The organism is uncultured Porphyromonas sp. (assembly GCF_938039215.1).
Taxonomy (GTDB): domain Bacteria; phylum Bacteroidota; class Bacteroidia; order Bacteroidales; family Porphyromonadaceae; genus Porphyromonas.
The window spans coordinates 60,199-82,459 of the sequence record NZ_CALHVI010000033.1 but is presented as its reverse complement, the minus strand read 5'-3'; the positions used below and the strand labels follow the sequence as shown (position 1 = coordinate 82,459).

Sequence of the window (22,261 nt, the reverse complement as noted above, 5' to 3'; positions counted from 1 at the left end):
TTTGTGTGTAAGTTCGCTGGGTCTGTACAATCCAGCATTTCACTAAGAACCAACCAAGTCAATGACCTCTCCCTATCCCAAATATCATCTGGCGGAGTACCCCCATCAGTTCCGTGTTCGCTATCCGAATAAGACGATCCTCCGCTACTACAACAAGCGAAACGAACGCTGGGAGAAGCTCAGCGGTCAGCAGGTCGCTGATCTCTGTCTCGCCGCTGCCAAGGGCCTTGCCTATCTGCAGCTCCAGCCTGGAGAGCGTGTGGGGATCTATTCGCCCAACCGTGTGGGATGTATCGCTGCCGAACTCGGTCTCTTCATGATGCGAGGGGTCTCGGTACCTCTCTACGCTACGAGTACACCCGACCAAGTCGAGTTCATCGTCCAGGATGCTGGTGTAGAGACGATGTTTGTGGGCGGGCAGTTCCAGTACAACAATGCCTACGAAGTCCAGCAGCGAGGAGGCTGTCTACGTCGGCTGGTGATCTTCGATCCCGAGGTAGTGCTCGCCCCAGGAGATACGACCTCGATGTACTATGATGAGTTCATCCGTCGAGGCGATGCCGTAGCCTATGAGAATAAGGCTACGGTCACCGCTAGCCAAGCTCTAGCCACGGACCTTGCCGTGATCATCTACACCTCGGGCACTACGGGACGTAGTAAGGGGGTGATGCTTCATCATAGCAACTTCATCGAGCAGATCTATGCGCACCAGCTGAAGTACCCCTTCATCACCAATCGGGATGTCTCGATGTGCTTCCTCCCACTGAATCATATCTTCGAGAAGGCTTGGTCTTACCTCTGCCTCAGCATGGGCTGTCAGGTGGCCATCCTCAGTGACCCGAAGCGCATCCTCGATGCTCTACCTGCCGTTCGCCCCACGATGATGGGCAATGTGCCCCGCTTCTGGGAGAAGGTCTATATCGGAGTCCAAGAGAAGATCAACCGCACACCCTCCCCCCTTCGCCGTGTGATGCGTCATGCCATCCGTACGGGGGACCGCTACTTCTTCGACTATATCAACGAGGGGAAGACCCCATCGATCTTCCTCCGTCTGCTCTATCAAGCCTACGACAAGATCCTCTTTGCGAAGGTGAAGAAGGCGATCGGTCTGCAGCGAGGACGCTTCTTCCCCACGGCAGGAGCTTCTGTCTCTCCCGAGATCTCTCGCTTCTTCCGCTCCATCAACGTGCCTATGTGCGTCGGCTATGGACTCACCGAGACGACTGCGACGGTCAGCTCCCAGCCTATGCGTGGCTTTGACCTCGACTCCATCGGTACGATCATGCCTTCGCTAGAGGTGAAGATCGATCCCGAGACCAGCGAGATCCTGATCAAGGGTCCCTCGGTGACTCGTGGCTACTACAACAACCCCGAGGCAAATGCCGAAGCCTTCACTCCCGATGGCTTCTTCCGTACGGGGGACTCGGGTCGCATGGTGGGCGATGTGCTCTACTTCACGGAGCGTATCAAGGACCTCTTCAAGACGGCCAACGGGAAGTACATCGCTCCGCAGATGATCGAAGGCTTGCTCACCGTAGATCCCCTCTTCGAGCAAGTGGCAGTCATCGCCGATGGCTATAAGTTCGTCAGTGCACTGATCTATCCCAACTGGGATGCCCTCCGTCGGGAAGCTCGGCTTCGTGGTATCGAGGAGGGACTGAGCGATGCCGAGCTTGCCGTCCACCACGAGGTACACCGTATGGTCATGGCACATCTGGAGCAGAACCTCAAGTCCGTGGCTCAGTACGAGAAGGTCAAGAAGTTCCACCTCCTCACCGAGCCCTTCACCGTCGAGCGTGGGGAGCTCACCAATACGCTCAAGGTACGACGCAAGGTCGTCGCTGAGCTTTATGCTGCCGAGATCGCCAGCATGTACGAAGAATAATCAACAACGAATAAGTAAACAACCCAGATAGAAGACGATGAACTATTGGTTCGAATGCAAAGTATCCTATGAGCGTCAGGCTGACTCCATGGGCATGAAGAAGGTCTCCGAGAGCTACCTCGTTGATGCCCTGAGTTTCACCGAGGCTGAGGCCCGTATCATCAAGGAAGTGACACCCTTTGTCTCCGTAGGTGAGCTGGAGGTGGTCAATATCCGTCGAGCTCGTATCGCTGAGCTCTTCCTCAGCGAGAACCCCGAGCACGAGCGCTTCTACCGAGCTAAGGTGAACTTCATCACCATCGATGAGAAGAGCGGCACAGAGAAGAAGACCGCTGCCACGATGATCGTGCAGTCCGATGCTCTGCTGAGCGCAGCTACCGAGCTCACCGCACAGCTCGATGGGCAGATGGCTGCCTACGAGATCGCTTCCATCACCGACACGCAGATCCTAGACGTTTACCGCTATGAAGCCCCTCAGCAGTGAGGATATCGCTCAGCGTCTCTCCTCGATCCACCAGAGCCTAACCCCAGAGGCTAGGCTCGTGGCGGTATCGAAGTTCCATCCCGCTTCCTATATCGAGATGGCCTATGCGGCTGGGCAGCGACTCTTCGGCGAGAGCCGTGTGCAGGAGCTGGTAGAGAAGTGGGAGCAGCTCCATGATACTTATCCCGATATCGTCTGGCACTTCATAGGTCCGCTCCAGACGAATAAGGTCAAGTACATCGCACCCTTCATCAGTATGATCGAGAGTGTGACCTCGGAGCGTCTCCTTGCGGAGATATGCCGTCAGGCTCAGCGGGTAGGTCGTACCATCCCCATCCTACTGGAGGTGCACGTAGCGCAGGAAGAGACCAAGAGTGGCTTCACGCCCGAGGAAGTCCGAGACTTAGTCTCCCGTATCAAGGAGCAGCCCGACCTGTACCGTGGTGTAGCCCTCCATGGCCTCATGGCTATGGCTAGTCACGTGGAGGATGAGGCGATGATCCTAGAGGAGTTTGCCACGGTGCACCGACTCTTCGAGGAGCTACGTACCTCGGGACTCTTGCTGGAGCCAGAGCTCTTCACAGAGCTCTCTATGGGTATGAGTGGGGACTATCCCCTAGCGCTCCGTGAGGGAGCGACCCTGATACGTATCGGTTCAGCGATCTTTGGCGATCGAGCCTAAGGAAGGGGTAGGGGCGTACCAGCCCTCACCCAATGGAAGAAGAATTACGAACAAATCCCCCCAACCATCCTGATATGAGCTATTGGACGAAGCTACTTAGCCTCACCCTAGGCTTGCTTACTCTAGCCCCACTCTCCGCACAGACGAAGGGGACGGCAGAGAAGAAGAAAGATAATAAGTTCAACTACGTGCAGGCGGTCGATGTCTTCGGTTCATCGCTGGCACTGCTAGACCGCTTCTTTGTAGACTCCATCGATATCAAGCGTCTGAGTCGCATCGGTCTAGACAATATGCTTGAGAGTCTCGATCCCTATACGGAGTACTATTCGGCAGAGGACAGCGACAAGCTGAAGCTCCTCACCACGGGAGCCTACGGAGGGATCGGCTCGGTCATCTCCCAGCGTCCCGACAGCACGGTCATCATCAATGACCCCATGGAGGGTATGCCCGCCGCCTTGGCTGGGCTACGTGCGGGCGATGTGATCCTCGAGGTAGATGGTCAGGACTTCCGTAAGTCCACCTCCGATAAGGTGAGTGCTGCTCTCAAGGGCGCACCTGGGAGTAAGATCACCCTCCTCGTGCAGCGTCCTGGCGAGACGAAGCCCCGTAAGATCGAGTTCCGCAGACAGAAAATTCAGGTCAGCCCCGTCTCCTACTACGGAGCTCTTCCTAGTGGCTATGGCTACATCGCCCTGACGAGCTTCCCCAACACCGCAGCTAGTGACGTGAAGAAGGCATTCCTTGAACTCAAGGAGAAGCACCACATCAAGGGACTGATCCTCGACCTGCGAGACAATGGGGGCGGACTGATCGATGAAGCGATCAAGATCGTCAACTTCTTCGTCCCCGCTGGAGAAGAGGTCGTGACGACCCGTGGGCGCAATGCTCGTCTGCAGGAGACCATCTATAAGACCACCGACAAGCCTCTAGATACCGAGATCCCTCTCACGGTGCTGATCAATGCGCAGTCTGCTTCGTCGTCGGAGATCGTCAGCGGTGCTCTGCAGGATCTAGACCGAGCGGTCGTCATGGGAGTCAAGAGCTATGGCAAGGGCTTAGTGCAGACGACGATGCAGCTCCCCTACGACGGGACGATCAAGCTTACGACGGCGAAGTACTACATCCCCAGTGGGCGCTGTATCCAGCGTATCGACTACCATTCGCTTCGTGAGGGGAAGGGCGCTACCATCCTGCCCGATAGCTTGACGAAGGTCTTCTACACCCGTGCCGGTAGAGAGGTGCGTGACGCAGGGGGCATTCTTCCCGATAGCACGCTCTCCGTGGACACCCTGCCTACGATGGTCTACTACCTCAGAGCGAGCAACGATGCCTTCGACTGGATCACCGACTATGTTCGCCAGCATCGCACGATCCCCGCTCCTAAGGACTTCAAGCTCTCCGAGGCGGACTATGCTGACTTCTCTCAGCGCATGATCGACAAGAAGTTCGACTACGATCGTCAGAGCAGTAAGGAGCTGAAGAAGCTCGAGGAACTAGCACGCTTCGAGGGCTATTACGCTAAGAGCAAGGAAGCCTTCGAGACCCTGCAGAAGCTCTTCGTCCCAGATCTCAAGCACGACCTGCAGTACCATCGTCCCTACATCGAGCAGTACCTCACGGCTGCCATCCTCACCCGCTACTACTACAATAGAGGGGCGCTGGAGCGTAGTGTCTCCGAGGACAAGATGGTGCATGCTGCCGAGGGACTACTCGCCGATACGGCACGCTACCGTAAGATCCTCTCTGCCCCAGAACCCAAGTCTGGAGCTCCTGCTTCAGGTAAGTAAAGTGGTAGGTGATGAAGAAGATCTTTTGCCCCAAGTGTGATACGGCGATCCCTCTGACACGAGAGCGCATCGAAGAGCTACGTGCCGAAGGGGGCGACCGCCTCTCGCTCATCTGTCCGAGCTGTACGCACCAGCTCAATCTACGCCTACGTCAGCCTAGTGGCAAGGGGGAGAAGAAGGCTGCTCGCAAGGCTGTCGGACATCTTGTCGTCGTGGAGAATGTCTTCGGCTACAAGCAGCTCTTCCCCCTCTACCTCGGCCTCAATGGCATAGGCCGACGCAATAAGGATACCCAGACGGATATCCCGATCATCACTTCCGATCCGAGCATGGACCGCCACCACGCTGTCATCAAGGTCACCGAAGGGCGCACGGGCAAGCTCCGCTTTGCGCTCGCCGATGACGACAGTCGGGTGGGGACGTTCATCGCCGGCGAACTGCTTCAGCCACGTGAATGGCGCTACCTCCAGACGGGGGATGTCTTGACACTGGGGGCTACGTCGGTGATCTTCAGTGATGAACCCCTCTCCGAAGACCTCTCTATCGAGGAGTCTTAGCCTTAGTTCTCCAAGGGGGGGAGATCCCTCTCCCCCGAGCTAAGGAACAGCTAAAACCAAACGATCAGGGCACTAGCCCGAAGAAGAGCCCGCTTAGTGGTGGCACTTCTTCTCTTCTGCACGCTCGCATCCCCTCGTTCTTTGAGCCTCAAAAACGATCCACGGTAGGTCGTCGAAAAAACCTACAGTAGGTTTCACTTGCGACCCACGGTAGGTCGCATCGACGACCCACAGTAAGTTTTTCTGGAGCCCTTCCGAAGCAGTGCTCCCGATCGCCCCCTTCTTAGGGTAAAGACCCCTCAAGAAATAGCCCCGAAAAAGGGTGGGTGATACATGGCGTTTATCTGTGAATAAACAGAACGAATTGGAGGGCGAAGCTTCTTCCTCTACCTTTGCAGGCAAATCAGGTACAGCAGTACCATCATCATCAAAAAGAATTCAGAATAACAGACTATGAGCATCATCAACAGCCAGCTCCCAGAATTTAAGGTCAATGCTTTCCGCAAGGACAAGGGTTTCTTCGAAGTATCTAGCGAAGACCTCAAGGGTAAGTGGAGCATCCTCTTCTTCTATCCCGGTGACTTCACCTTCGTTTGCCCTACGGAGCTTGCAGACCTTCAGGATCACTACGCAGAGCTTCAGCGTCTGGGCGTAGAAGTCTTCTCCGTAAGCACGGACTCCCACTTCGTCCACAAGGCTTGGGCTGATGCTACGGATACGATCGCCAAGATCGAATACACGATGCTTGCTGACATGACCTTCGACCTAGCTCGTGCTCACGGTGTCATGATCGAAGAAGCAGGTCAGGCTTATCGTGGTACCTTCCTCTACAACCCCGACGGTGTCCTCAAGGTAGCTGAGATCCACGACAACGGGATCGGTCGTGACGCTAGCGAGCTCCTCCGTAAGGTCAAGGCTGCTAAGTTCGTCTACGAACACCCAGGTCAGGTCTGCCCCGCTAAGTGGCAGGAAGGGGACGCTACCCTCACGCCTAGCATCGACCTCGTAGGGAAGCTCTAGTCGAAGCCTTCCCCTCGGTCGGGAAGAATCGCTTCGGCAGATCTGCCAACATCTTCGTGGGGAAGGAACAGCTCTCTGAGGCTCTCCTTCCCCACATTTATTACAAAGAAATACGCTCCCAACACCATGCAGTTAGATCAGAACATCCTCTCCCAACTCAAGGGGCTCTTCGCTAGCCTCAAGCATCAATATACGCTCCTCGTCGATGACGCTCAGACGGCGAAGAGCAGCGAACTCATCACGATGGCTCAGGACTTCGCCTCCACGAGCGATCAGCTCTCTGCAGAGGTGCGCCCAGCAGATACGCTCCGTCTCAGCATCCTCCGAGATGGCGTACCTACGGGGATCTCCTTCCGTGCTATCCCTGGTGGACATGAGTTCACTTCCCTCATCCTCGCTGTACTCAATGCTGATGGGCAGGGCAAGAACCTCCCCGAAGAAGTCTTCGTGCGTCGTATCGCAGCCCTCAAGACACCTCTTCGCCTGACGACCTATGCTTCGCTCAGCTGTACCAACTGTCCCGAGGTCGTGCAGGCGCTGAACCTCATGGCTCTCTACAACGACGGCATCGAGCACGAGATGGTCGATGGCGCCCTCTTCCAAGAAGAAGTGAACAGCCTCGGTGTCAGCTCTGTCCCCGCAGTCTATGTGGGCTCAGAACTGATCCATGTCGGTAAGGCTTCTCTCGGCGAGCTGCTCCTAGCCCTCGAGGCCAAGGTCGGTGCTGAACCCCTCTCGGACGAACCGATCCGTCGTAGCTACGACCTCGTCGTCGTCGGTGGCGGTCCTTCGGGGATTGCTTCCGCCATCTACTCGGCACGTAAGGGGCTTCATGTCGCTGTCGTGGCTGAGCGCATCGGGGGGCAGGTCAATGAGACCACGGGCATCGAGAACATCCCTTCCGTCGTCGCTACCACGGGGACGCAGCTGGCGAGTGACCTGCGCAAGCACGCAGAGACCTATTCCATCGACCTGCTGGACAATCGTCAGGTCGAAGGCATCACCCTCTCCGGTGATAAGAAGGAAGTCAAGACCAACCTCGGGGAGCTCATCACCACAGATCAGGTCATCCTCGCTACCGGTGCTGCTTGGCGTAAGCTCGGTGTACCAGGGGAAGCCGAATACATCGGTCGTGGTGTCGCCTTCTGCCCGCACTGCGATGGTCCCTTCTTCAAGGGTAAGGACATCGCTGTCATCGGCGGGGGTAACTCCGGTATCGAAGCAGCTATCGATCTAGCAGGTATCTGTAGAAGTGTCGTCGTCCTCGAGTTCATGGACACCCTAAGAGCTGATACTGTCCTGCAGGAGAAGCTGGCTACGCTCCCCAACGTCACCGTCCGCAAGGCGATGGCGACGAAGGAAGTGCTGGGTGATGGGACGAAGGTCACGGGCCTTCGTGTCGCTCCTCGTGATGGAGGCGAAGAAGAAGTCATCGCTCTGGATGGGCTCTTCGTGCAGATCGGTCTGGCGGCCAATACCAAGCCCTTCGAGTCGCTTGTAGAGCTTCGTCGTGGGGAGATCGTCATCGACGAGCGTTGCCGCACTTCTGTCCCAGGCATCTATGCCGCAGGCGACTGCACCACCGTACCCTACAAGCAGATCGTCATCGCTATGGGCGAAGGAGCCAAGGCTGCTCTTACCGCCTTCGACGATCGCATCCGTTCGGGTCAGTAAGCCACGAGGCTTGCTATCCTCTTGCTCGTGAGTGGGCTGGCTTCCCTTCGGGGAGGTCAGTCCACTTCTTTTTTAGGGGTTCTATTAAACGAACCCTAGGACCACGGCTCTAAGGGAGAAAACGGTTAAACGAACGAACTATGAAGCAAGCAAGTAGATATGCTACCCTAAGCCTTCTAGCCCTCCTCCTCTTCACGCTCGGCGGAGGGAAGATCGCAGCGCAGGACTCCCTACGCACGATCTCGGGGAAGATCCTTGACGAGAAGAGCGAAGCCCTCACTGGGGCAAGTGTCAGCCTCCTTCTCCCCGATGGCAAGCTCAAGACGGGAGCGGTGAGTGGGAAGGACGGCTCCTTCCTTCTCAAGCAAGTCTCCCGTGGTAGCTATACGCTCCGAGTGACTTTCGTTGGCTACAAGACCCACACGCAGAGCCTCCAAGTGGCGGGTACTAACCTCACCCTCGCCCCGATCAAGCTCGTAGGGGAGGGTGAGCTCCTCGAGGGAGTGAAGGTCGTCGGTAAGACGAGCGATGTAGTGATCAAGGGGGATACCATTGAGTTCCACGCAGGCAACTTCACCACCAACCAAGGTGCTGTCGTGGCAGACCTGATCAAGAAGCTCCCTGGTGCCTCCATCGACGAGAATGGCAAGATCACCATCAACGGCAAGACGATCTCGCAGATCATGGTCGATGGCAAGCGCTTCTTCGAGGGCGACCCGAAGGTAGCTGCTAACAACCTGCCCGCAGAACTTGTGGAGAAGGTGCAGGTGCTTGACCGAGACAGCGAAGCAGCACGTCTGTCGGGTTTCTCCGATGGCAATGAGGAGACCGTCATCAACCTTACCATCAAGGCGGGCAAGAAGAAGGGACTCTTCGGGACGGCTTACGCAGGTGCAGGTACCAGCGAACGCTACGAGGCGAACCTAACGCTGAGCCGCTTCGCTGACGACAATCAGTTCACCATCCTCGGCGGGCTCAATAACACGAACAATGCAGGCTTCTCCGACATCTCCAGCGAAGGGAACCAGATGGGCTTCCTCATGGGCATGGGTGCGGGTCGCCGTGGCAATCGTGGGGGCGGCGGAGGTCGTCCTCGCCGTGATGCCAACGGGATCTTGACCTCCAAGATGCTCGGTGGGAACATCAACCATACGCTCTCCTCCAAGCTCCAGTTCAATGCTAATGCCCTCGGGGGACGCAATACGACGAATAAGCTCACCGACAGCTGGCAGCAGAACTACCTCTCTACGGGCTCGACCACCGAGACGGGCAAGAGTACGGAGCGGAGCGACAAGGATGCCTACGGAGCTAATATCCGTATGGAGTGGAAGCCAGACTCACTGACGGAGATCATCATCTCCCCCGAACTCCGCTACGGCCACAGCAAGGGTGTCTACTCCTCTACGACGAAGACCCTAGAGGATGCTACCAGCACGCTGATCAACTCCAGTACGCTCTCCCAGCAGACGCTCCTAGATAATGTCAACGGGACGCTCCGCCTCGACGGGAGTCGTCGCCTCAGTGCTTCGGGTCGTACGCTGACCCTCTCGGCTCGCTTCGGGCTCGAGGATGAGCGAGGCGACGGGACCTATATCTACAACCTCTACGACCGCACGTCGGCGACTAACCAGGATGTAGACCAGCGCATCGACAGCCATACGCGTGGGCTGAACTATCAGGCACGCCTCGGCTGGGTCGAGCCTCTAGGGAAGGGCTTCTTCTCTCAGCTTACCTACCAGATCAAGGGATCGGAGAGTAAGAGTTCGCGTGATGCCTATGACTCCGATCTGACGGGAGGCTATACGGTGCACAATGCGACCTACAGCAACGAATTCCGCTCCGATTACCTCACCCATCAAGTAGGCCTTGCGCTCAAGAGGAAGGGCAAGGGCTACGACCTCACCGCAGGGGTGAATGTAGAGTCCTCTCGCATCAGTAGCCACTCTGTCGTCGCTGGTGTCACCGCTACGCCGATCTCTCGCTCGACGCTCAACTTCTCCCCTACGCTCCGCCTCTCCTTCAAGCCTCAGCGTGGTACGGAGCTTCGCCTAGACTACTTCGGTCGTAGCTTTGCTCCTACCAACGAGCAGCTATCGCCCGTGCAGGACGTGACCAACCCGCTCATCTCCTACGTGGGTAATCAAGATCTGCTCCCAGGCTTCCAGCATAACCTCTTCGGGCGCTTCAGTAAGTACTGGACGAAGAGCCAGACTTCCCTCTCGGTCTTTGGACGGGCACAGGTAGTCCAGCACGACATCATCCAGCGCTCCCTCTACGATGTCGCCAGCGGGAAGCGTACGATTGACTATACGAACGTGGACGGGAATGCCTCCCTTGGTCTTGGTGGTTTCTTCACCCAGACACTTCCAGGGAAGAAGTTCTCCATTCGCCTAGCTTCCTTCAACGATCTGGCACGTAGCCATACCTACATCAACGGGGAGAAGAATCGTAGTCTCTCCCTCAGACTGCGTGAGGAGCTGGGACTGAACTACCGCATCACTGGTATTGATATGACACTCAAGGGAGGCTTCGGCTACTACAATGCCTCCAATAGCCTGCCCTCGGCTGTCACCCCTGCGACGAAGGACTATTCTCTGGGCTACACGACCAACCTCTCCCTGCCTCTGGGCTTTGCCTTCGAGGGTGAAGCGACCTATACGACCTCTCGTGGCTACGCTGCAGGCTACAATCAAGATCAGCTGCTGCTCAATGCAGGCCTCTCTTATAGCTTCCTTGCAGGGAAGAAGGCCACTGTCCGTCTCAAGGGCTACGACCTGCTGAATAGCCGTCGTAGCATCTACCAGAGCATCACGGCGATGTCCAGCACGCTGGAGGAATCCAATACGCTTGGGCGCTATGCTATGCTTCACTTCATCTACCGCTTCGACAGCTTTAGCGGAGGTGGAAGCCGTAGCGACATGAAGCGTCAGGGCCCTCCAGGGCCTCCCCCCTTCTAATTTTCTTCATAATCAGTTTGCTCCGAGGCGGTGTGGCGAAAGTCGCATCGCCTCGGTGTCATCTCGGGCTCGCTAGAGGCTGGGCGAAGGGATGGGGCTCATGTCTGCTGGAGCGGTGTCGCTGGAGCTTCTCCTGAGGCGCTACTAGTGCCTCGATAGAGGAAGCAGTAGTACTTCGATGGAGGGAGCAGTAGCACCTCGGCGGAGGCACTAGTAGCGCCGCTTGAGGAGTGGAAGAAGAGCCCCGTCCGAGCCGTGCTGGCTAGCCCGATCCAAGGGGGAAGCTCCCCGCTCTGGATCGCCCGACTCTAGGGAAGATGTTGTACCTTTGCAGGCGATTTTACGGGCTTACAGAGGAGCCTTAGGTAGCCTCCGTAGTCCACCCTTCCAAGGGGTATCATCCTAGCTAACCCACTTCAATGAGTCACTCTCTATATGGGTCGAGCCTTCGTCCGCTTGGGGCACAGGTTCGCCTTCTTGTCATCCGCCTACTTCTCGCCTTCGCCCTCTATAGTGTGTGCCGAGGCATCTTCTATTTGTACAATCGGGATCTCCTCGAGATCGACTCGATGAAGCTCCTTGGGGAGATCTTCTGGGGAGGGCTGCGCTTCGACCTCAGCGCCCTGCTCTATACGAACCTTCTGCTGACGATCTTCTCCCTGCTCCCCATCCCTTGGGCATATAGTCGGGGCTACCAGCGGATGCTCTCGTGGCTCTTCCGTCTCGTGGCGGGGATCTCTATCGTGCTCAACCTTGGGGATACGGTCTACTACCGCTTCACGCTCAGGCGGACGACGATGGCCGTCTTCGAGGAGTTCGGAGAGGAGAACCCCTTCCGCTTCCTCCGCATGCTCTGGGACTACTGGCCGATGACGCTACTGGCGGTGGCGCTGGTGGTACTCGTTATCTTCGTCGATCGTAGGCTTCCCCGTCCGAAGGTGCGCCCTCGGGGGAAGGTGCTCCCGCTCTACTTCAGCTCGACCTTCCTGCTGGCTATCGCCATCTACATGTCGATTGTCGGGGGGAGAGGAGGCTTCACTCGGGACACCCGTCCCATCACGCTGAGTAATGCCAATGCCTATATCCAGCGTCCTCAGCAGCGAGCGCTGGTACTCAATACGCCCTTTAGCCTCGTTCGCACCATCGGGAAGCAAAGCCTGCCCGACTACCAGTTCATGCCCGAGAGCGAGGTGACGAAGTACTTCAGCTCCGTCTACACCCCAGGGCAAACGCCGCTCTCGGGGAAGTACAAAGGGCGCAATGTCGTGCTCATCATCTGGGAGAGCTTCGCCCGTGAATGGGTAGGGGGGCTGAATGGGGACATCGCTGGCTACAAGGGGTTCACCCCCTTCGTCGACTCCCTGCTCACCCGATCCTATGTCTTCGAGCGGGGCTATGCCAATGGCGGGAAGTCCATCGATGCGATGCCCTCGATCTTCACCTCGATCATCAAGCCCCACGTGCCCTTCGTCCTCTCTATCTATTCGGGCAATAAGCTCCCTTCGCTCCCCTCCCGTCTGGACTCAATGGGCTATGCGACGGCCTTCTTCCACGGCGCTCCGAATGGCTCAATGGGCTTCGATGCCTTCACCCGTCAGGTAGGCATCCAGCAGTACTATGGGATGAAGGAATACGGGCATGATGAAGACTTCGACGGGAACTGGGGGATCTGGGATGAGAAGTTCCTGCAGTACGTCGCTGGTCAGCTGGGTAAGCTCCGTGAGCCCTTCTTTGCGGCGGAGTTCACGCTCTCTTCGCACCACCCCTTCCTCGTGCCTAAGCAGTATCAAGAGGTGCTACCGAAGGGGACGATCCCGATGCATCAGGCCATCGCCTATGCCGATATGTCTCTGAGGAAGTTCTTCGAGACGGCGAGCCGACAGCCGTGGTACGATCGGACGCTCTTCGTCATCGTCGCTGACCATGCCGTGCCAGGAGCGCTCCCCGAGTACAAGACCTCTATAGGTGTCTTCCGTGTCCCCATCATCATCTTCGACCCCCGAGGCGAACTGACGGGACGGGATGCCGAGCGTGTCGTCTCGCAGGCCGACCTCTATCCCACGATCCTAGATCTCGTGGGTGATCAGCGCCCGATGGTCGCCTTCGGCAGTAGCGCCTTCGATGCCAGCCGTCCCCGCTTCATGGTGAGCCATGTCGATGGGACGTATCAGATGGTCGAGGGTGACTGGCTCTTGCAGTTCGATGGGCAGCACGTGCTGGGCTTCTTCGATATGAAGAAGGACCCCCTGCTCCAGAGAGATCTCAAGGGAGAGCAGAGCCCCGTACTCTCGAGGATGCTTCTCCGTATGAAAGCCTATCTCCAAGACTATGCCCACCGCATGAAGTCAGACCAGCTCACAGTGCTCCATCCCCAGCACTAATCCCACTACTTCACCCTCACGGATGCAAGACAAGATCAAAGACCTAACCCGAGGAGACATCACAGGACACCTCTACCGGATCGCACTGCCGATCATGGGGACGAGCTTCGTGCAGATCGCTTACAACTTCACCGACATGATCTGGCTCGGCAGACTTAGTGCCCAAGCCCTAGCAGCGGTGGGGGCAGCCTCCGTCTTCCTCTGGATCGCTAGCTCCTTCGCCCTGATCAACAAGATCGGGAGCGAAGTGACGATCTCGCAGGGGATCGGAGCGGGACGACGGGACGAAGCCAAGGCCTATGCCTCGCAGAATGTCTGCATGAGTCTGCTCTTGAGCCTCGTGATACTGGCGATCTACATCCTCTCTTCGGGCTTCTTCCTAGACCTTTATGCCCTGACCCCGAGTGTACGTGCTGAAGGGTTGAGCTACCTCTACCTCTCGCTCATAGGCTTCCCAAGTATCTACCTTGCGGCCTCGCTCACAGGGCTCTACAACGCTATTGGGGACAGTCGGACACCCTTCCGCATCTCCATCCTAGGGCTCGGGGCTAACATGCTCCTCGACCCCTTCTTCATCTTCACCCTCGGCTGGGGTACCTCGGGGGCAGCGCTAGCTACCGTCGTGAGCCAAGCGCTCGTGCTCCTGCTCTTCCTCTGGCAGGTGAAGCGGGATAAGCTCTTCGGAGGCTTCCCCTTCCTCGTGCGCCTGAGATGGCAGTACGTGCGCCGTATCCTCCAGATCGGAGTGCCCCCAGCCTCGCTGCAGGTGCTCTTCGCTCTGGTCAGTATCTATATCGGTAGGCAGGTGTCCTCACTCGGAGGCTACATCGGAGTGGCTACTATGACTACGGGAGCACAGATCGAATCGCTCACGTGGAACACCGCCTCGGGGGTCACCGAGGCACTGACCACGATTGTCGGGCAGAACTTCGCCGCAGGCAAGCTCCGCCGTGTCTACCGAGCCTTCTGTCGAGCACTTAGCTTCACCCTCATCGTCGGGGTGCTGGGGACGCTCCTCTTCGTCTTCTGGGGCGAGGAAGTCTTTGCCCTCATCGTGCCCGAGGAGGCTGCCTACAAGGCTGGTGCCGTCTACCTCGGTATCGTCGGGCTCTCCCAAGCCTTCATGATGCTCGAGATCACCGCCGAAGGGCTCTTCTATGGCCTTGGGCGCACCTACCTGCCCGCAGCGGTGAGCATCGTGGGTACGTACCTGCGCATCCCTATGGTGTTCCTCTTCGCCTCTTGGGGCTGGGGCATTCAGGCGGTCTGGTGGGCCATCTCTATCTCCTCGATACTCAAAGGGCTGGCCATGCTCTTCTTCTTCCTGCGCTGGAGACGGCGTACACGAGCAGAGCGTGAGGCCGAAGCCCTTGATGCCTAATCCTACGTTTATCTTACGCTTATCCTATGTTTCTTCTTGCAGATATCTTGCCCGTAGACTCGGCGCAGACTTCGGGTGTACGCAATGCCTTGGGCTCGGCGACACAGCCCCTCAACTTGGACTACCAGCACTGGTTCGGTCGTGATCACCTTGAGAGCTGGATCAACGGAGCGATCAACTTCGGGGTGCGGGTGCTCTTGGTGCTCGTGCTCTTCTGGCTCGGTAGGATCGTCATCCGCTGGGTGGGTCGTCTCTTCGATAAGTTCCTCCGCCGTCGTGCCTTCGATGGGGTAGCCGTCACGCTCCTTGACTCGCTCTTCACAGCCCTGCTCTATGTGACGCTGGGGATCATCCTCGCAAGCATCCTCGGAGTGAAGTCCGTGTCCTTCGCTGCCGTCTTAGCCTCTATGGGTCTAGCGGTAGGTATGGCGCTGAGTGGCCAGCTACAGAATATGGCCGGTGGAGTCATCATCATGGTCACTAAGCCCTTCGGCATAGGGGACTTCATCTCGGCTCAGGGCATCGACGGTACCGTCCGTGCTGTCCGCCTCTTCCACACCGAAGTCTTGACCCCAGACAACAAGGCGGTCTTCATCCCCAATGGCATCCTCAGCAGTAACCTCGTGACGAACTTCTCTCATGAAGACCTTCGCCGTGTGGAGTGGACCATCGGCATCGAGTATGATGAAGACTTCCAGCGTGTACGGCAGGTGATCCTTGACCTACTGGCCCAGGACGAACGTATCCGTACGACCCCCGAACCCGTAGTCGTGCTGCACAATCTGAATAGCTCTTCGGTAGACATCCTTGTACGTGCTTGGGTCGCCTCGGGAGATCTGTGGAATGTCTTCTGGAACTTCAATGAGCGAGTCTATGCCGACTTCAATGCCAAGGGCATCGGCTTCCCTTTCCCTCAGCTCACCATTCATCAGGGGAAGTAGCCCCCACGCACTATGTCCTTCAAGCTCACTTCTCGCTTCCGCCCTACAGGTGACCAGCCTCAAGCCATCGACGAACTCGTCGCTGGCTTCCGTGCGGGGGTGCCCTTCCAGACCCTCCTCGGGGTCACGGGATCGGGGAAGACCTTCACCGCAGCCAACGTCATCGCTCGCCTAGGGAAGCCTACCCTCGTGCTGAGTCACAACAAGACGCTGGCAGCACAGCTCTATGCGGAGTTCAAGGCCTTCTTCCCCGACAACGCTGTCGAGTACTTTGTCTCCTACTACGACTACTACCAGCCCGAAGCTTATATCGCTGCCTCCGATACCTATATAGAGAAGGATATGGCGATCAACGCTGAGATCGAGAAGCTCCGACTAAGGGCGACGGCTTCTCTGCTCTCGGGGCGAGAGGATGTCATCGTCATCTCCTCCGTCTCCTGCCTCTACGGGATGGCCGACCCCAAGGCCTTCGAGGAGAAGATCATTCGCCTAGAGGAAGGTCAGCGCTACAGCCAAGAGCAACTCAAGCGGGAGCTCGTGCTCAACCACTACGTCAATGACCGCATCACCTTCTCCCCAGGCTACTTCCGAGTCAAGGGGGATACCCTAGATATCTTCCCTGCGGTAGAAGGCTTCGAAGGGGTGGCTTACCGTGTGACCTTCTGGGACGATGAGATCGAACGTATCGCCTCCTTTGACCCAGCGTCGGGGAGGGAGTACGGACCTATGTCCCGACTTATCATCCATCCTGCCAACCTCTTCGTCACGACGCAGGAGCAGGTCAATCATGCCGTGGGCGAGATCGATGTCGACCTCGGTACTCGGGTCGCCGAACTAGAAGCCGAAGGGAAGCCCTACGAGGCGAAGCGTCTCTACGAACGTACGACCTACGATCTCGAGATGATACGTGAGCTGGGCTACTGCTCTGGTATCGAGAACTATTCCCGCTACTTCGATGGCCGTCGCCCAGGAGAACGCCCCTTCTGCCTCCTAGACTACTTCCCTCGGGACTTCCTCCTCATCATCGACGAGAGCCACGTGACAGTACCGCAGATCCATGCAATGTACGGCGGCGACCGCTCCCGCAAGCTCAGTCTCGTGGAGCACGGCTTCCGCTTGCCTGCCGCCTTGGACAACCGTCCGCTGACCTTCGATGAGTTCGATGGTCTCACCGATCGCATCCTGTATATCAGCGCCACGCCCGCCGAGTACGAACTGATGAAGAGTGAGGGTGTCGTGGTCGAGCAACTTATTCGCCCTACGGGTCTTCTTGACCCACCCATCGAGGTGCGCCCCACGCTGCATCAGGTGGATGACCTCGAGCATGAGATCCAGCTAGCCATAGAGCGTAAGGAGCGAGTGCTGGTGACGACCCTCACCAAGCGTATGGCCGAAGAGCTCTCGGAATACCTCCTGCGTCATGGGGTGTCGTGTAGCTACATCCACAGCGATGTCGATACGCTGACCCGTGTGCAGATCATGGAAGATCTTCGCAAGGGAGTCTATGACGTGCTCATCGGAGTCAATCTCCTTCGTGAGGGGCTGGACTTACCCGAGGTCGCCCTTGTCGCTGTACTCGATGCTGACAAAGAAGGCTTCCTTCGTTCGCACCGCTCCCTGACGCAGACGGCAGGGCGTGCTGCTCGTAATGTGAATGGACGCGTGATCTTCTATGCCGACAAGGTGACGGAAAGCATGCGCCTCACTATCGATGAGACGGCTCGACGACGAGCCAAGCAGATCGCCTACAACGAGGAGCACGGCTTGACTCCTCAGCAGATCGTCAAGAATAGTTCGTCGGTCTTTCCCGACAAGAAGGCTGCGGGCGAACCTCAAGCCTATATCGAGGCAAGTCCAGAAGCACCTATCGAAGATCCGATCGAGAAGCTCCTCTCGCCCGATCAGCTACGTTCCCTCGCCGAGGCGAAGCGTGCTGAGATGATGGCTGCCGCCAAGGAACTAGACTTCATCGAAGCGGCTCGCCTGCGCAACGAACTCCAGCGCCTCGAGGAGAAGATCCGTCTCCTGCAGTAGCCTCCTTCTCCCTCTCCGCAAGCCCAGCGTGAGCGTCCTGCGGAGGGGTGCTCCAGAAACTTATGGTAGGTCGCCTTTGCGACCCACGGTAGGTCGGTGAGACGACCTACAGTAGGTTTTATCAGCGACCTACCGTGGGTCGTTTCTTGAGGCCTCCGAGCCTTCCCTAAAATACAGCACCGCCCCGCTAGGTCTCTCTGGTCTGAGAGCCTAGCGGGGCGGCGCTGTATTTTAGGGTCGAGGTGCGGGGCGCTAGCGGTTGATGCGGTAGCTGACACCGAGGTTGAGGAAGACGTGGCGGAGGGAGTAGGGCATCACCTCGAAACTCTTGTCGAAGATCTTAGGGAGACCTACATTCATCCGTGCTACGATCCCCCAATGTGGGTCGATCTGATAGTCTGCGCCGAAGCGTACGCCTACGTCATTGCGCACGAGGAAGTCGCCGAGGGAGAAGCTCAGGATCGAGCCTTCCTGATAGACACGACCATCCATGAGCCCATCGCCGTCGAGCTTGGCGGTGAACTTGCGCTTGAGGGCATACGCATAGTAGCCTCCAGCCATGAGGCGGAAGGAGCTGTGGGGTAGAGTGTAGCTCACACCTACGGGCACCACGATGTAGCGGGTATCCATCTCGACACGCTGATAGCCCGAGAAGTGCTGCTCGCTACGGTCTTCGCTCTGGTAGCGTATGGGCATGTTCTCCGCTAGGACCGTCGAGCTGAAGCTACGTATGTCGTACTCTGCACCCAGCAGGAGGGAGAAGGGGCTGGTCGGGGTGAGGCGGTAGGAGAAGTCCAGCCCTACGTTGGGCGTACCCCCAGGCTTGAAGGCCGTGACCTTCTTGACGGGCTGGGGGACAGTGGGGGGAAGGGCTCCGCCGATATTGAAGCCAAGGTGCAGGCCTATCCCTAGGCGGGAGGGCTGCTGATCGTCCGTCTCACCTGCAAGAGCAGGGAGGGTAAGCAGGCCTAGCGAAAGGCCGAGGAGGAGGGATCTGATCTGTATCTTCATGTGCTACGAGACTATTGGTGAGGCTTGATGCGATCCTGGAGCGTCACCTGCTGTAGGCGTAGCTCACTACCGATAGCCCCGATGTATTCAGCGCCTCGATAGCTAGAGGAGAAGACGAGGGCGAGGCGGTACTTCTTCGTGGAGAAGTCCACAGCGTCATAGCGTGCCTGATCTACGGGGCTAAGGCGCAGGCTGTAGGTCTGCCAAGTGCCTTCGGGTGTCGTGGGTTCGAGTTCGACATAGCCCTTGGCGACGATACGAGCATCTGACTGTAGGGTGATGCCATTGAGGTAGCGGTCATCCTCCGTCACTTCGTAGAAGACGGCTGAGACGGCTGCACGGTCTTGGCTGGGGAGCTCGACACGCTTGTTCTGTCCGTGGATGACCTTTTCGCCTGCCTTGTACTGGTAGGTGAACTTCATCACCTCGGGGATGCCACTCGAATAGGGCTGTCCGAAGAGGGTCGATTCTAGGGGCTTCCCTACAAGTGTGCGAGCATCGACTTGACCCGAATAGAGGGCACCAGCGATGACATTCGTACCCATCCCGAAGAAGTAAAAGCCTTTGATCGAGCGGATGATGGCCCCCCGATAGGCTCCATCCTCCTCCAGAGGGATGACGGGGAAGTCCGTAGGCTTGGAGGAAAGCATGGTGTAGCCTTGGTTGCTGGCTGAAGCCCAATACGTGTTCTTTGCGTCTTCGTCGACGCTGATGGAGGGCAGTCGATAAGCGCCCTTGCTCACCTCGATCCAGCGAGTGAAGTCGAAGGTCTGGCTGGTGGTGAGTACACCCTCCTTGATGCGACGCTCTTGCAGGCTACGCTCCTTCACGGCGATGGGATCATCGCAGGAAGAGACCGTCATCCCGAGGGTCATGAGGGCTAGAGTGATAGAAAGTCTATTCATTGATTGTAAATACATAAACTTATAGGTGCCTGCTCCTATCGGATAGGGGCGAGGAAACATCAGCCCCATCACCGAGCGTATCGGCGATGGGGCTGTATGCTTGGATAGAAGGCTCGGGGTGACCATCTGCCCAGTGGCAGGAGCTCTCCCCGAAGATCTTCTTACTTGTCAGCGACGAAGCGACGCTCCTTGATACGAGCCTTCTTACCGGTGAGGGCGCGGAGGTAGTAGAGCTTAGCGCGACGTACCTTACCGTGCTTTTCGACGGTGATCTTCTCGATGAAGGGGCTTTCGATAGAGAAAATACGCTCTACACCTACGCCTTCAGAGATCTTGCGTACGGTGAAGCGCTTCTTGTCGCCGTGACCGCTGATGCGGATGACGACACCACGGTAGCGCTGGATACGTTCCTTGCCACCTTCGCTGATGCGGTAGTCAACGGTGATCGTGTCACCACTGCGGAAAGAAGGATGCTCCTTGCCCGTAGCAAACGCTTCGTTGACGATCTTAATAAAGTCCATATTGTCCTTTAGCTTATTTGATTAGTACTACACTAAACGCAATGTAACAGGCCACACTCAAATAGATACTTCCTGACAGAGATTACGCAAAGCGTCGCAAAGGTACAAAATATTTATCATCTAGAGAGATAGCGGAGAAGATCTTGGTGCTGGGCGAAGGGACTTGCTCGGTCCAAGATCTTCGCTCCTTCCCCTAGCCTTCTTCCCCGCCCACGGAGCACTCCAAATAAAACCTACTGTGGGTCGTCCTTGCGACCTACGGTAGGTCGGTGAGGCGACCCACAGTAGGTTTTTTCGGCGACCCACGGTAGGTCGTTTTTGACCCCATCGGGAGACCTGCTCCAGAGCGGGCTTTGCCGAGAGGAAGAAGCGAGGCGGGAAGCGCCCTTCCCGATGCCGTGCCATTCCGTGCTTTTGCGTACCTTTGATGAAAGGAGGAGCCCCTAGAGAAGCCCCTCCAGCTTTACTAACGAAAGAACAGAAACGAATCAAACAATGGCAGAACAGGAATCTCCTCAGTTCAACATCGAGCTCCCTGAAGAAGTGGGGCAAGGTCAGTACGCTAACCTCGCAGTCGTCCTGCACTCTCAGAGCGAATTTGTCCTCGACTTCGTGCGCCTTCTCCCAGGGCAGCAGTCGGCACGTGTCCACAGCCGTCAGATCTTGACTCCCGACAATGCCAAGCGTCTGGTGCGCCTGATCGAGCAGCATCTGCAGGGTTTCGAGCGTGAATACGGCAAGATCGAGCTCCCTGAAGACAGCGTCACCGAGGTCGGAGCCAACTAAATAAGTTCTCTCCCCCGAGCTCCCAAGGCTCGGGGGATGAAGCCTCTATCCTGACCGCCCGCTTCGAGAAGTGGGACAGAGGTCGGGATAGCTTCGTTAATATCAGACAAGAATCCATGCGAAAGCCACTCTTCGTCCTAGATGCCTCTCTGCCTTACCTCGAGGGGCTCGTGGAGCAAGTCGCGGAGGTGCAGTACCTCCCCAGCCGTGACTTCACCCCCGAGCGGGTGCGTGAGGCCGATGCGCTCTTGATACGAAGTGTTGTTCAGGTCGATCGTGCCCTCCTCGAGGGAAGCCGTGTGCGTGTGGTAGCCACCGCTACGGCTGGCTATGATCATATCGATGCTGACTACTGCACTTCCCACGGGGTGGCTTGGTACAGCGCACCGGGGTGCAATGCGGGGGGAGTCGTCCAGTACGTCCTCTCGGCCCTAGCTAGTTGGTCGCTGGAGCGAGGTGTCTCGCTTCAGGGGAAGACCATCGGGATCGTCGGGGTGGGGCATGTGGGTGGTAAGCTCGCTGAGCGTGTCTCTGCTCTAGGCCTTCGCCCGCTACTCTGCGATCCACCTCGTGCCGAACGAGAGGGGAGCGAAGGCTTTGTGTCGCTCGAGGAGATCCAGCGCTCCAGCGACATCATCTCACTGCATGTCCCCTTGACGGCAACGGGTGCCCATGCGACGGTCGGGATGGTCGATGAAGCCTTCCTCGAGGCATGCGTGCGCCGCCCCTTGCTCATCAATGCTTGCCGAGGTCCTGTATCTCCTAGCGCCCCGCTTCTCCGTGCCCTCGAGCAAGGACAGATCGCTGATCTCATCCTCGACTGCTGGGCAGGTGAGCCCAAGATCCATCCCGAGCTGCCCCAGCATACCTTCATCGCTACACCGCATGTAGCAGGCTGGACCGCTGACGGGAAGTGGCGAGGCTCGCAGATGGCTCTAGAGGCTGTCTGCCGAGCGCTTCAGCTACCACTCCCCGAGGGGCTCTGGGATGAGTCTGTCCTCTATACCCCAGATCAACCCTTGATCGACCTCTCGGCCTTCCCCGAGGAAGAGCGCATCCTCCGTGCTCAACTCCATACCTGTAGTCTCGCTGAGACGACCCGTCAGCTCAAGGCCGATCCCTCCGCCTTCGAAGCCCTGCGTCGTGCCTACCGCTTCCCTCGTGAGGCTTCGGCCTTCACCATCCAAGGTGCCCGTCCCGAGGAGCGTAAGCTACTTGAGCAGTTAGGCTTCGTTTCCTTTAGTTAGTCCCTCCC

17 protein-coding genes are annotated in these 22,261 nt (G+C 57.5%); 14 read left to right on the top strand and 3 right to left on the bottom strand.

All coding sequences use genetic code 11. The features are described 5' to 3' along the window. Positions 1-61: 61 nt before the first annotated feature. The 12 genes from Q0336_RS05055 to uvrB all read left to right on the top strand — a co-directional run bounded on the left by Q0336_RS05055 (position 62) and on the right by uvrB (position 17,783). Positions 62-1,885, top strand: coding sequence for a long-chain fatty acid--CoA ligase (locus Q0336_RS05055; protein ID WP_298526319.1), 1,824 nt, complete (start codon positions 62-64; stop codon positions 1,883-1,885). A gap of 37 nt (positions 1,886-1,922) precedes the next feature. Then, complete coding sequence (locus Q0336_RS05050) at positions 1,923-2,369, top strand: DUF4494 domain-containing protein (protein ID WP_021667499.1); 447 nt, start codon at positions 1,923-1,925, stop codon at positions 2,367-2,369. Then, positions 2,350-3,051, top strand: a complete 702-nt coding sequence (locus Q0336_RS05045; RefSeq protein ID WP_298526317.1) for a YggS family pyridoxal phosphate-dependent enzyme — start codon at positions 2,350-2,352, stop codon at positions 3,049-3,051. The genes Q0336_RS05050 and Q0336_RS05045 overlap by 20 nt, the downstream gene beginning before the upstream one ends. A gap of 32 nt (positions 3,052-3,083) precedes the next feature. Further along, on the top strand, positions 3,084-4,838 hold the full coding sequence (locus Q0336_RS05040; RefSeq protein WP_298526315.1) for a S41 family peptidase: 1,755 nt from the start codon (positions 3,084-3,086) through the stop codon (positions 4,836-4,838). A gap of 11 nt (positions 4,839-4,849) precedes the next feature. Next, on the top strand, positions 4,850-5,395 hold the full coding sequence (locus tag Q0336_RS05035) for an FHA domain-containing protein (RefSeq protein WP_298526313.1): 546 nt from the start codon (positions 4,850-4,852) through the stop codon (positions 5,393-5,395). A 453-nt stretch (positions 5,396-5,848) separates the two neighbouring features. Then, entirely contained in the window at positions 5,849-6,415 is a 567-nt protein-coding gene (gene ahpC, locus Q0336_RS05030; RefSeq protein WP_298526311.1) for an alkyl hydroperoxide reductase subunit C, read from the top strand. A 126-nt stretch (positions 6,416-6,541) separates the two neighbouring features. Beyond that, positions 6,542-8,089, top strand: a complete 1,548-nt coding sequence (gene ahpF, locus Q0336_RS05025) for an alkyl hydroperoxide reductase subunit F (RefSeq protein WP_298526309.1) — start codon at positions 6,542-6,544, stop codon at positions 8,087-8,089. A gap of 140 nt (positions 8,090-8,229) precedes the next feature. Beyond that, positions 8,230-11,046 (top strand): outer membrane beta-barrel protein, encoded by a 2,817-nt coding sequence (locus Q0336_RS05020; RefSeq protein ID WP_298526307.1) that lies wholly within the window; start codon positions 8,230-8,232, stop codon positions 11,044-11,046. Positions 11,047-11,465: 419 nt separating this feature from the next. Beyond that, a complete protein-coding gene (locus Q0336_RS05015) occupies positions 11,466-13,427 on the top strand; it encodes a sulfatase-like hydrolase/transferase (protein ID WP_298526305.1) in 1,962 nt (653 codons plus the stop codon). Positions 13,428-13,449: 22 nt separating this feature from the next. Beyond that, a complete protein-coding gene (locus Q0336_RS05010; RefSeq protein ID WP_298526302.1) occupies positions 13,450-14,808 on the top strand; it encodes an MATE family efflux transporter in 1,359 nt (452 codons plus the stop codon). Between the two features lie 26 nt (positions 14,809-14,834). Then, a complete protein-coding gene (locus tag Q0336_RS05005) occupies positions 14,835-15,749 on the top strand; it encodes a mechanosensitive ion channel domain-containing protein (RefSeq protein ID WP_298526300.1) in 915 nt (304 codons plus the stop codon). A 12-nt stretch (positions 15,750-15,761) separates the two neighbouring features. Next, positions 15,762-17,783, top strand: coding sequence for an excinuclease ABC subunit UvrB (uvrB, locus tag Q0336_RS05000; RefSeq protein ID WP_298526298.1), 2,022 nt, complete (start codon positions 15,762-15,764; stop codon positions 17,781-17,783). Between the two features lie 252 nt (positions 17,784-18,035). Here uvrB and Q0336_RS04995 read toward each other — a convergent pair whose 3' ends face one another. From Q0336_RS04995 to rplS, 3 genes are all read right to left on the bottom strand, one after another. Further along, positions 18,036-18,794: a porin family protein gene (locus tag Q0336_RS04995; protein WP_298526296.1), complete on the bottom strand. Its 759-nt coding sequence runs from the start codon at positions 18,792-18,794 to the stop codon at positions 18,036-18,038. 11 nt (positions 18,795-18,805) lie between these two features. Continuing rightward, positions 18,806-19,699: a PCMD domain-containing protein gene (locus Q0336_RS04990; protein WP_298526295.1), complete on the bottom strand. Its 894-nt coding sequence runs from the start codon at positions 19,697-19,699 to the stop codon at positions 18,806-18,808. 161 nt (positions 19,700-19,860) lie between these two features. Continuing rightward, complete coding sequence (gene rplS / locus Q0336_RS04985) at positions 19,861-20,220, bottom strand: 50S ribosomal protein L19 (protein WP_298526293.1); 360 nt, start codon at positions 20,218-20,220, stop codon at positions 19,861-19,863. 495 nt (positions 20,221-20,715) lie between these two features. Between rplS and Q0336_RS04980 the strand changes: the two genes are divergently transcribed. Next, on the top strand, positions 20,716-21,006 hold the full coding sequence (locus Q0336_RS04980) for a DUF3467 domain-containing protein (RefSeq protein ID WP_298526291.1): 291 nt from the start codon (positions 20,716-20,718) through the stop codon (positions 21,004-21,006). A 116-nt stretch (positions 21,007-21,122) separates the two neighbouring features. Further along, positions 21,123-22,253 (top strand): 4-phosphoerythronate dehydrogenase, encoded by a 1,131-nt coding sequence (locus Q0336_RS04975; RefSeq protein ID WP_298526289.1) that lies wholly within the window; start codon positions 21,123-21,125, stop codon positions 22,251-22,253. Positions 22,254-22,261: the final 8 nt, after the last annotated feature.

Coding starts and splice junctions, on each gene's coding strand:
- Q0336_RS05055 (WP_298526319.1), top strand. CDS start 62: ATGACCTCTCCCTATCCCAAATATCATCTGGCGGAGTACCCCCATCAG.
- Q0336_RS05050 (WP_021667499.1), top strand. CDS start 1,923: ATGAACTATTGGTTCGAATGCAAAGTATCCTATGAGCGTCAGGCTGAC.
- Q0336_RS05045 (WP_298526317.1), top strand. CDS start 2,350: ATGAAGCCCCTCAGCAGTGAGGATATCGCTCAGCGTCTCTCCTCGATC.
- Q0336_RS05040 (WP_298526315.1), top strand. CDS start 3,084: ATGGAAGAAGAATTACGAACAAATCCCCCCAACCATCCTGATATGAGC.
- Q0336_RS05035 (WP_298526313.1), top strand. CDS start 4,850: ATGAAGAAGATCTTTTGCCCCAAGTGTGATACGGCGATCCCTCTGACA.
- ahpC (WP_298526311.1), top strand. CDS start 5,849: ATGAGCATCATCAACAGCCAGCTCCCAGAATTTAAGGTCAATGCTTTC.
- ahpF (WP_298526309.1), top strand. CDS start 6,542: ATGCAGTTAGATCAGAACATCCTCTCCCAACTCAAGGGGCTCTTCGCT.
- Q0336_RS05020 (WP_298526307.1), top strand. CDS start 8,230: ATGAAGCAAGCAAGTAGATATGCTACCCTAAGCCTTCTAGCCCTCCTC.
- Q0336_RS05015 (WP_298526305.1), top strand. CDS start 11,466: ATGAGTCACTCTCTATATGGGTCGAGCCTTCGTCCGCTTGGGGCACAG.
- Q0336_RS05010 (WP_298526302.1), top strand. CDS start 13,450: ATGCAAGACAAGATCAAAGACCTAACCCGAGGAGACATCACAGGACAC.
- Q0336_RS05005 (WP_298526300.1), top strand. CDS start 14,835: ATGTTTCTTCTTGCAGATATCTTGCCCGTAGACTCGGCGCAGACTTCG.
- uvrB (WP_298526298.1), top strand. CDS start 15,762: ATGTCCTTCAAGCTCACTTCTCGCTTCCGCCCTACAGGTGACCAGCCT.
- Q0336_RS04995 (WP_298526296.1), bottom strand. CDS start 18,794: ATGAAGATACAGATCAGATCCCTCCTCCTCGGCCTTTCGCTAGGCCTG.
- Q0336_RS04990 (WP_298526295.1), bottom strand. CDS start 19,699: ATGAATAGACTTTCTATCACTCTAGCCCTCATGACCCTCGGGATGACG.
- rplS (WP_298526293.1), bottom strand. CDS start 20,220: ATGGACTTTATTAAGATCGTCAACGAAGCGTTTGCTACGGGCAAGGAG.
- Q0336_RS04980 (WP_298526291.1), top strand. CDS start 20,716: ATGGCAGAACAGGAATCTCCTCAGTTCAACATCGAGCTCCCTGAAGAA.
- Q0336_RS04975 (WP_298526289.1), top strand. CDS start 21,123: ATGCGAAAGCCACTCTTCGTCCTAGATGCCTCTCTGCCTTACCTCGAG.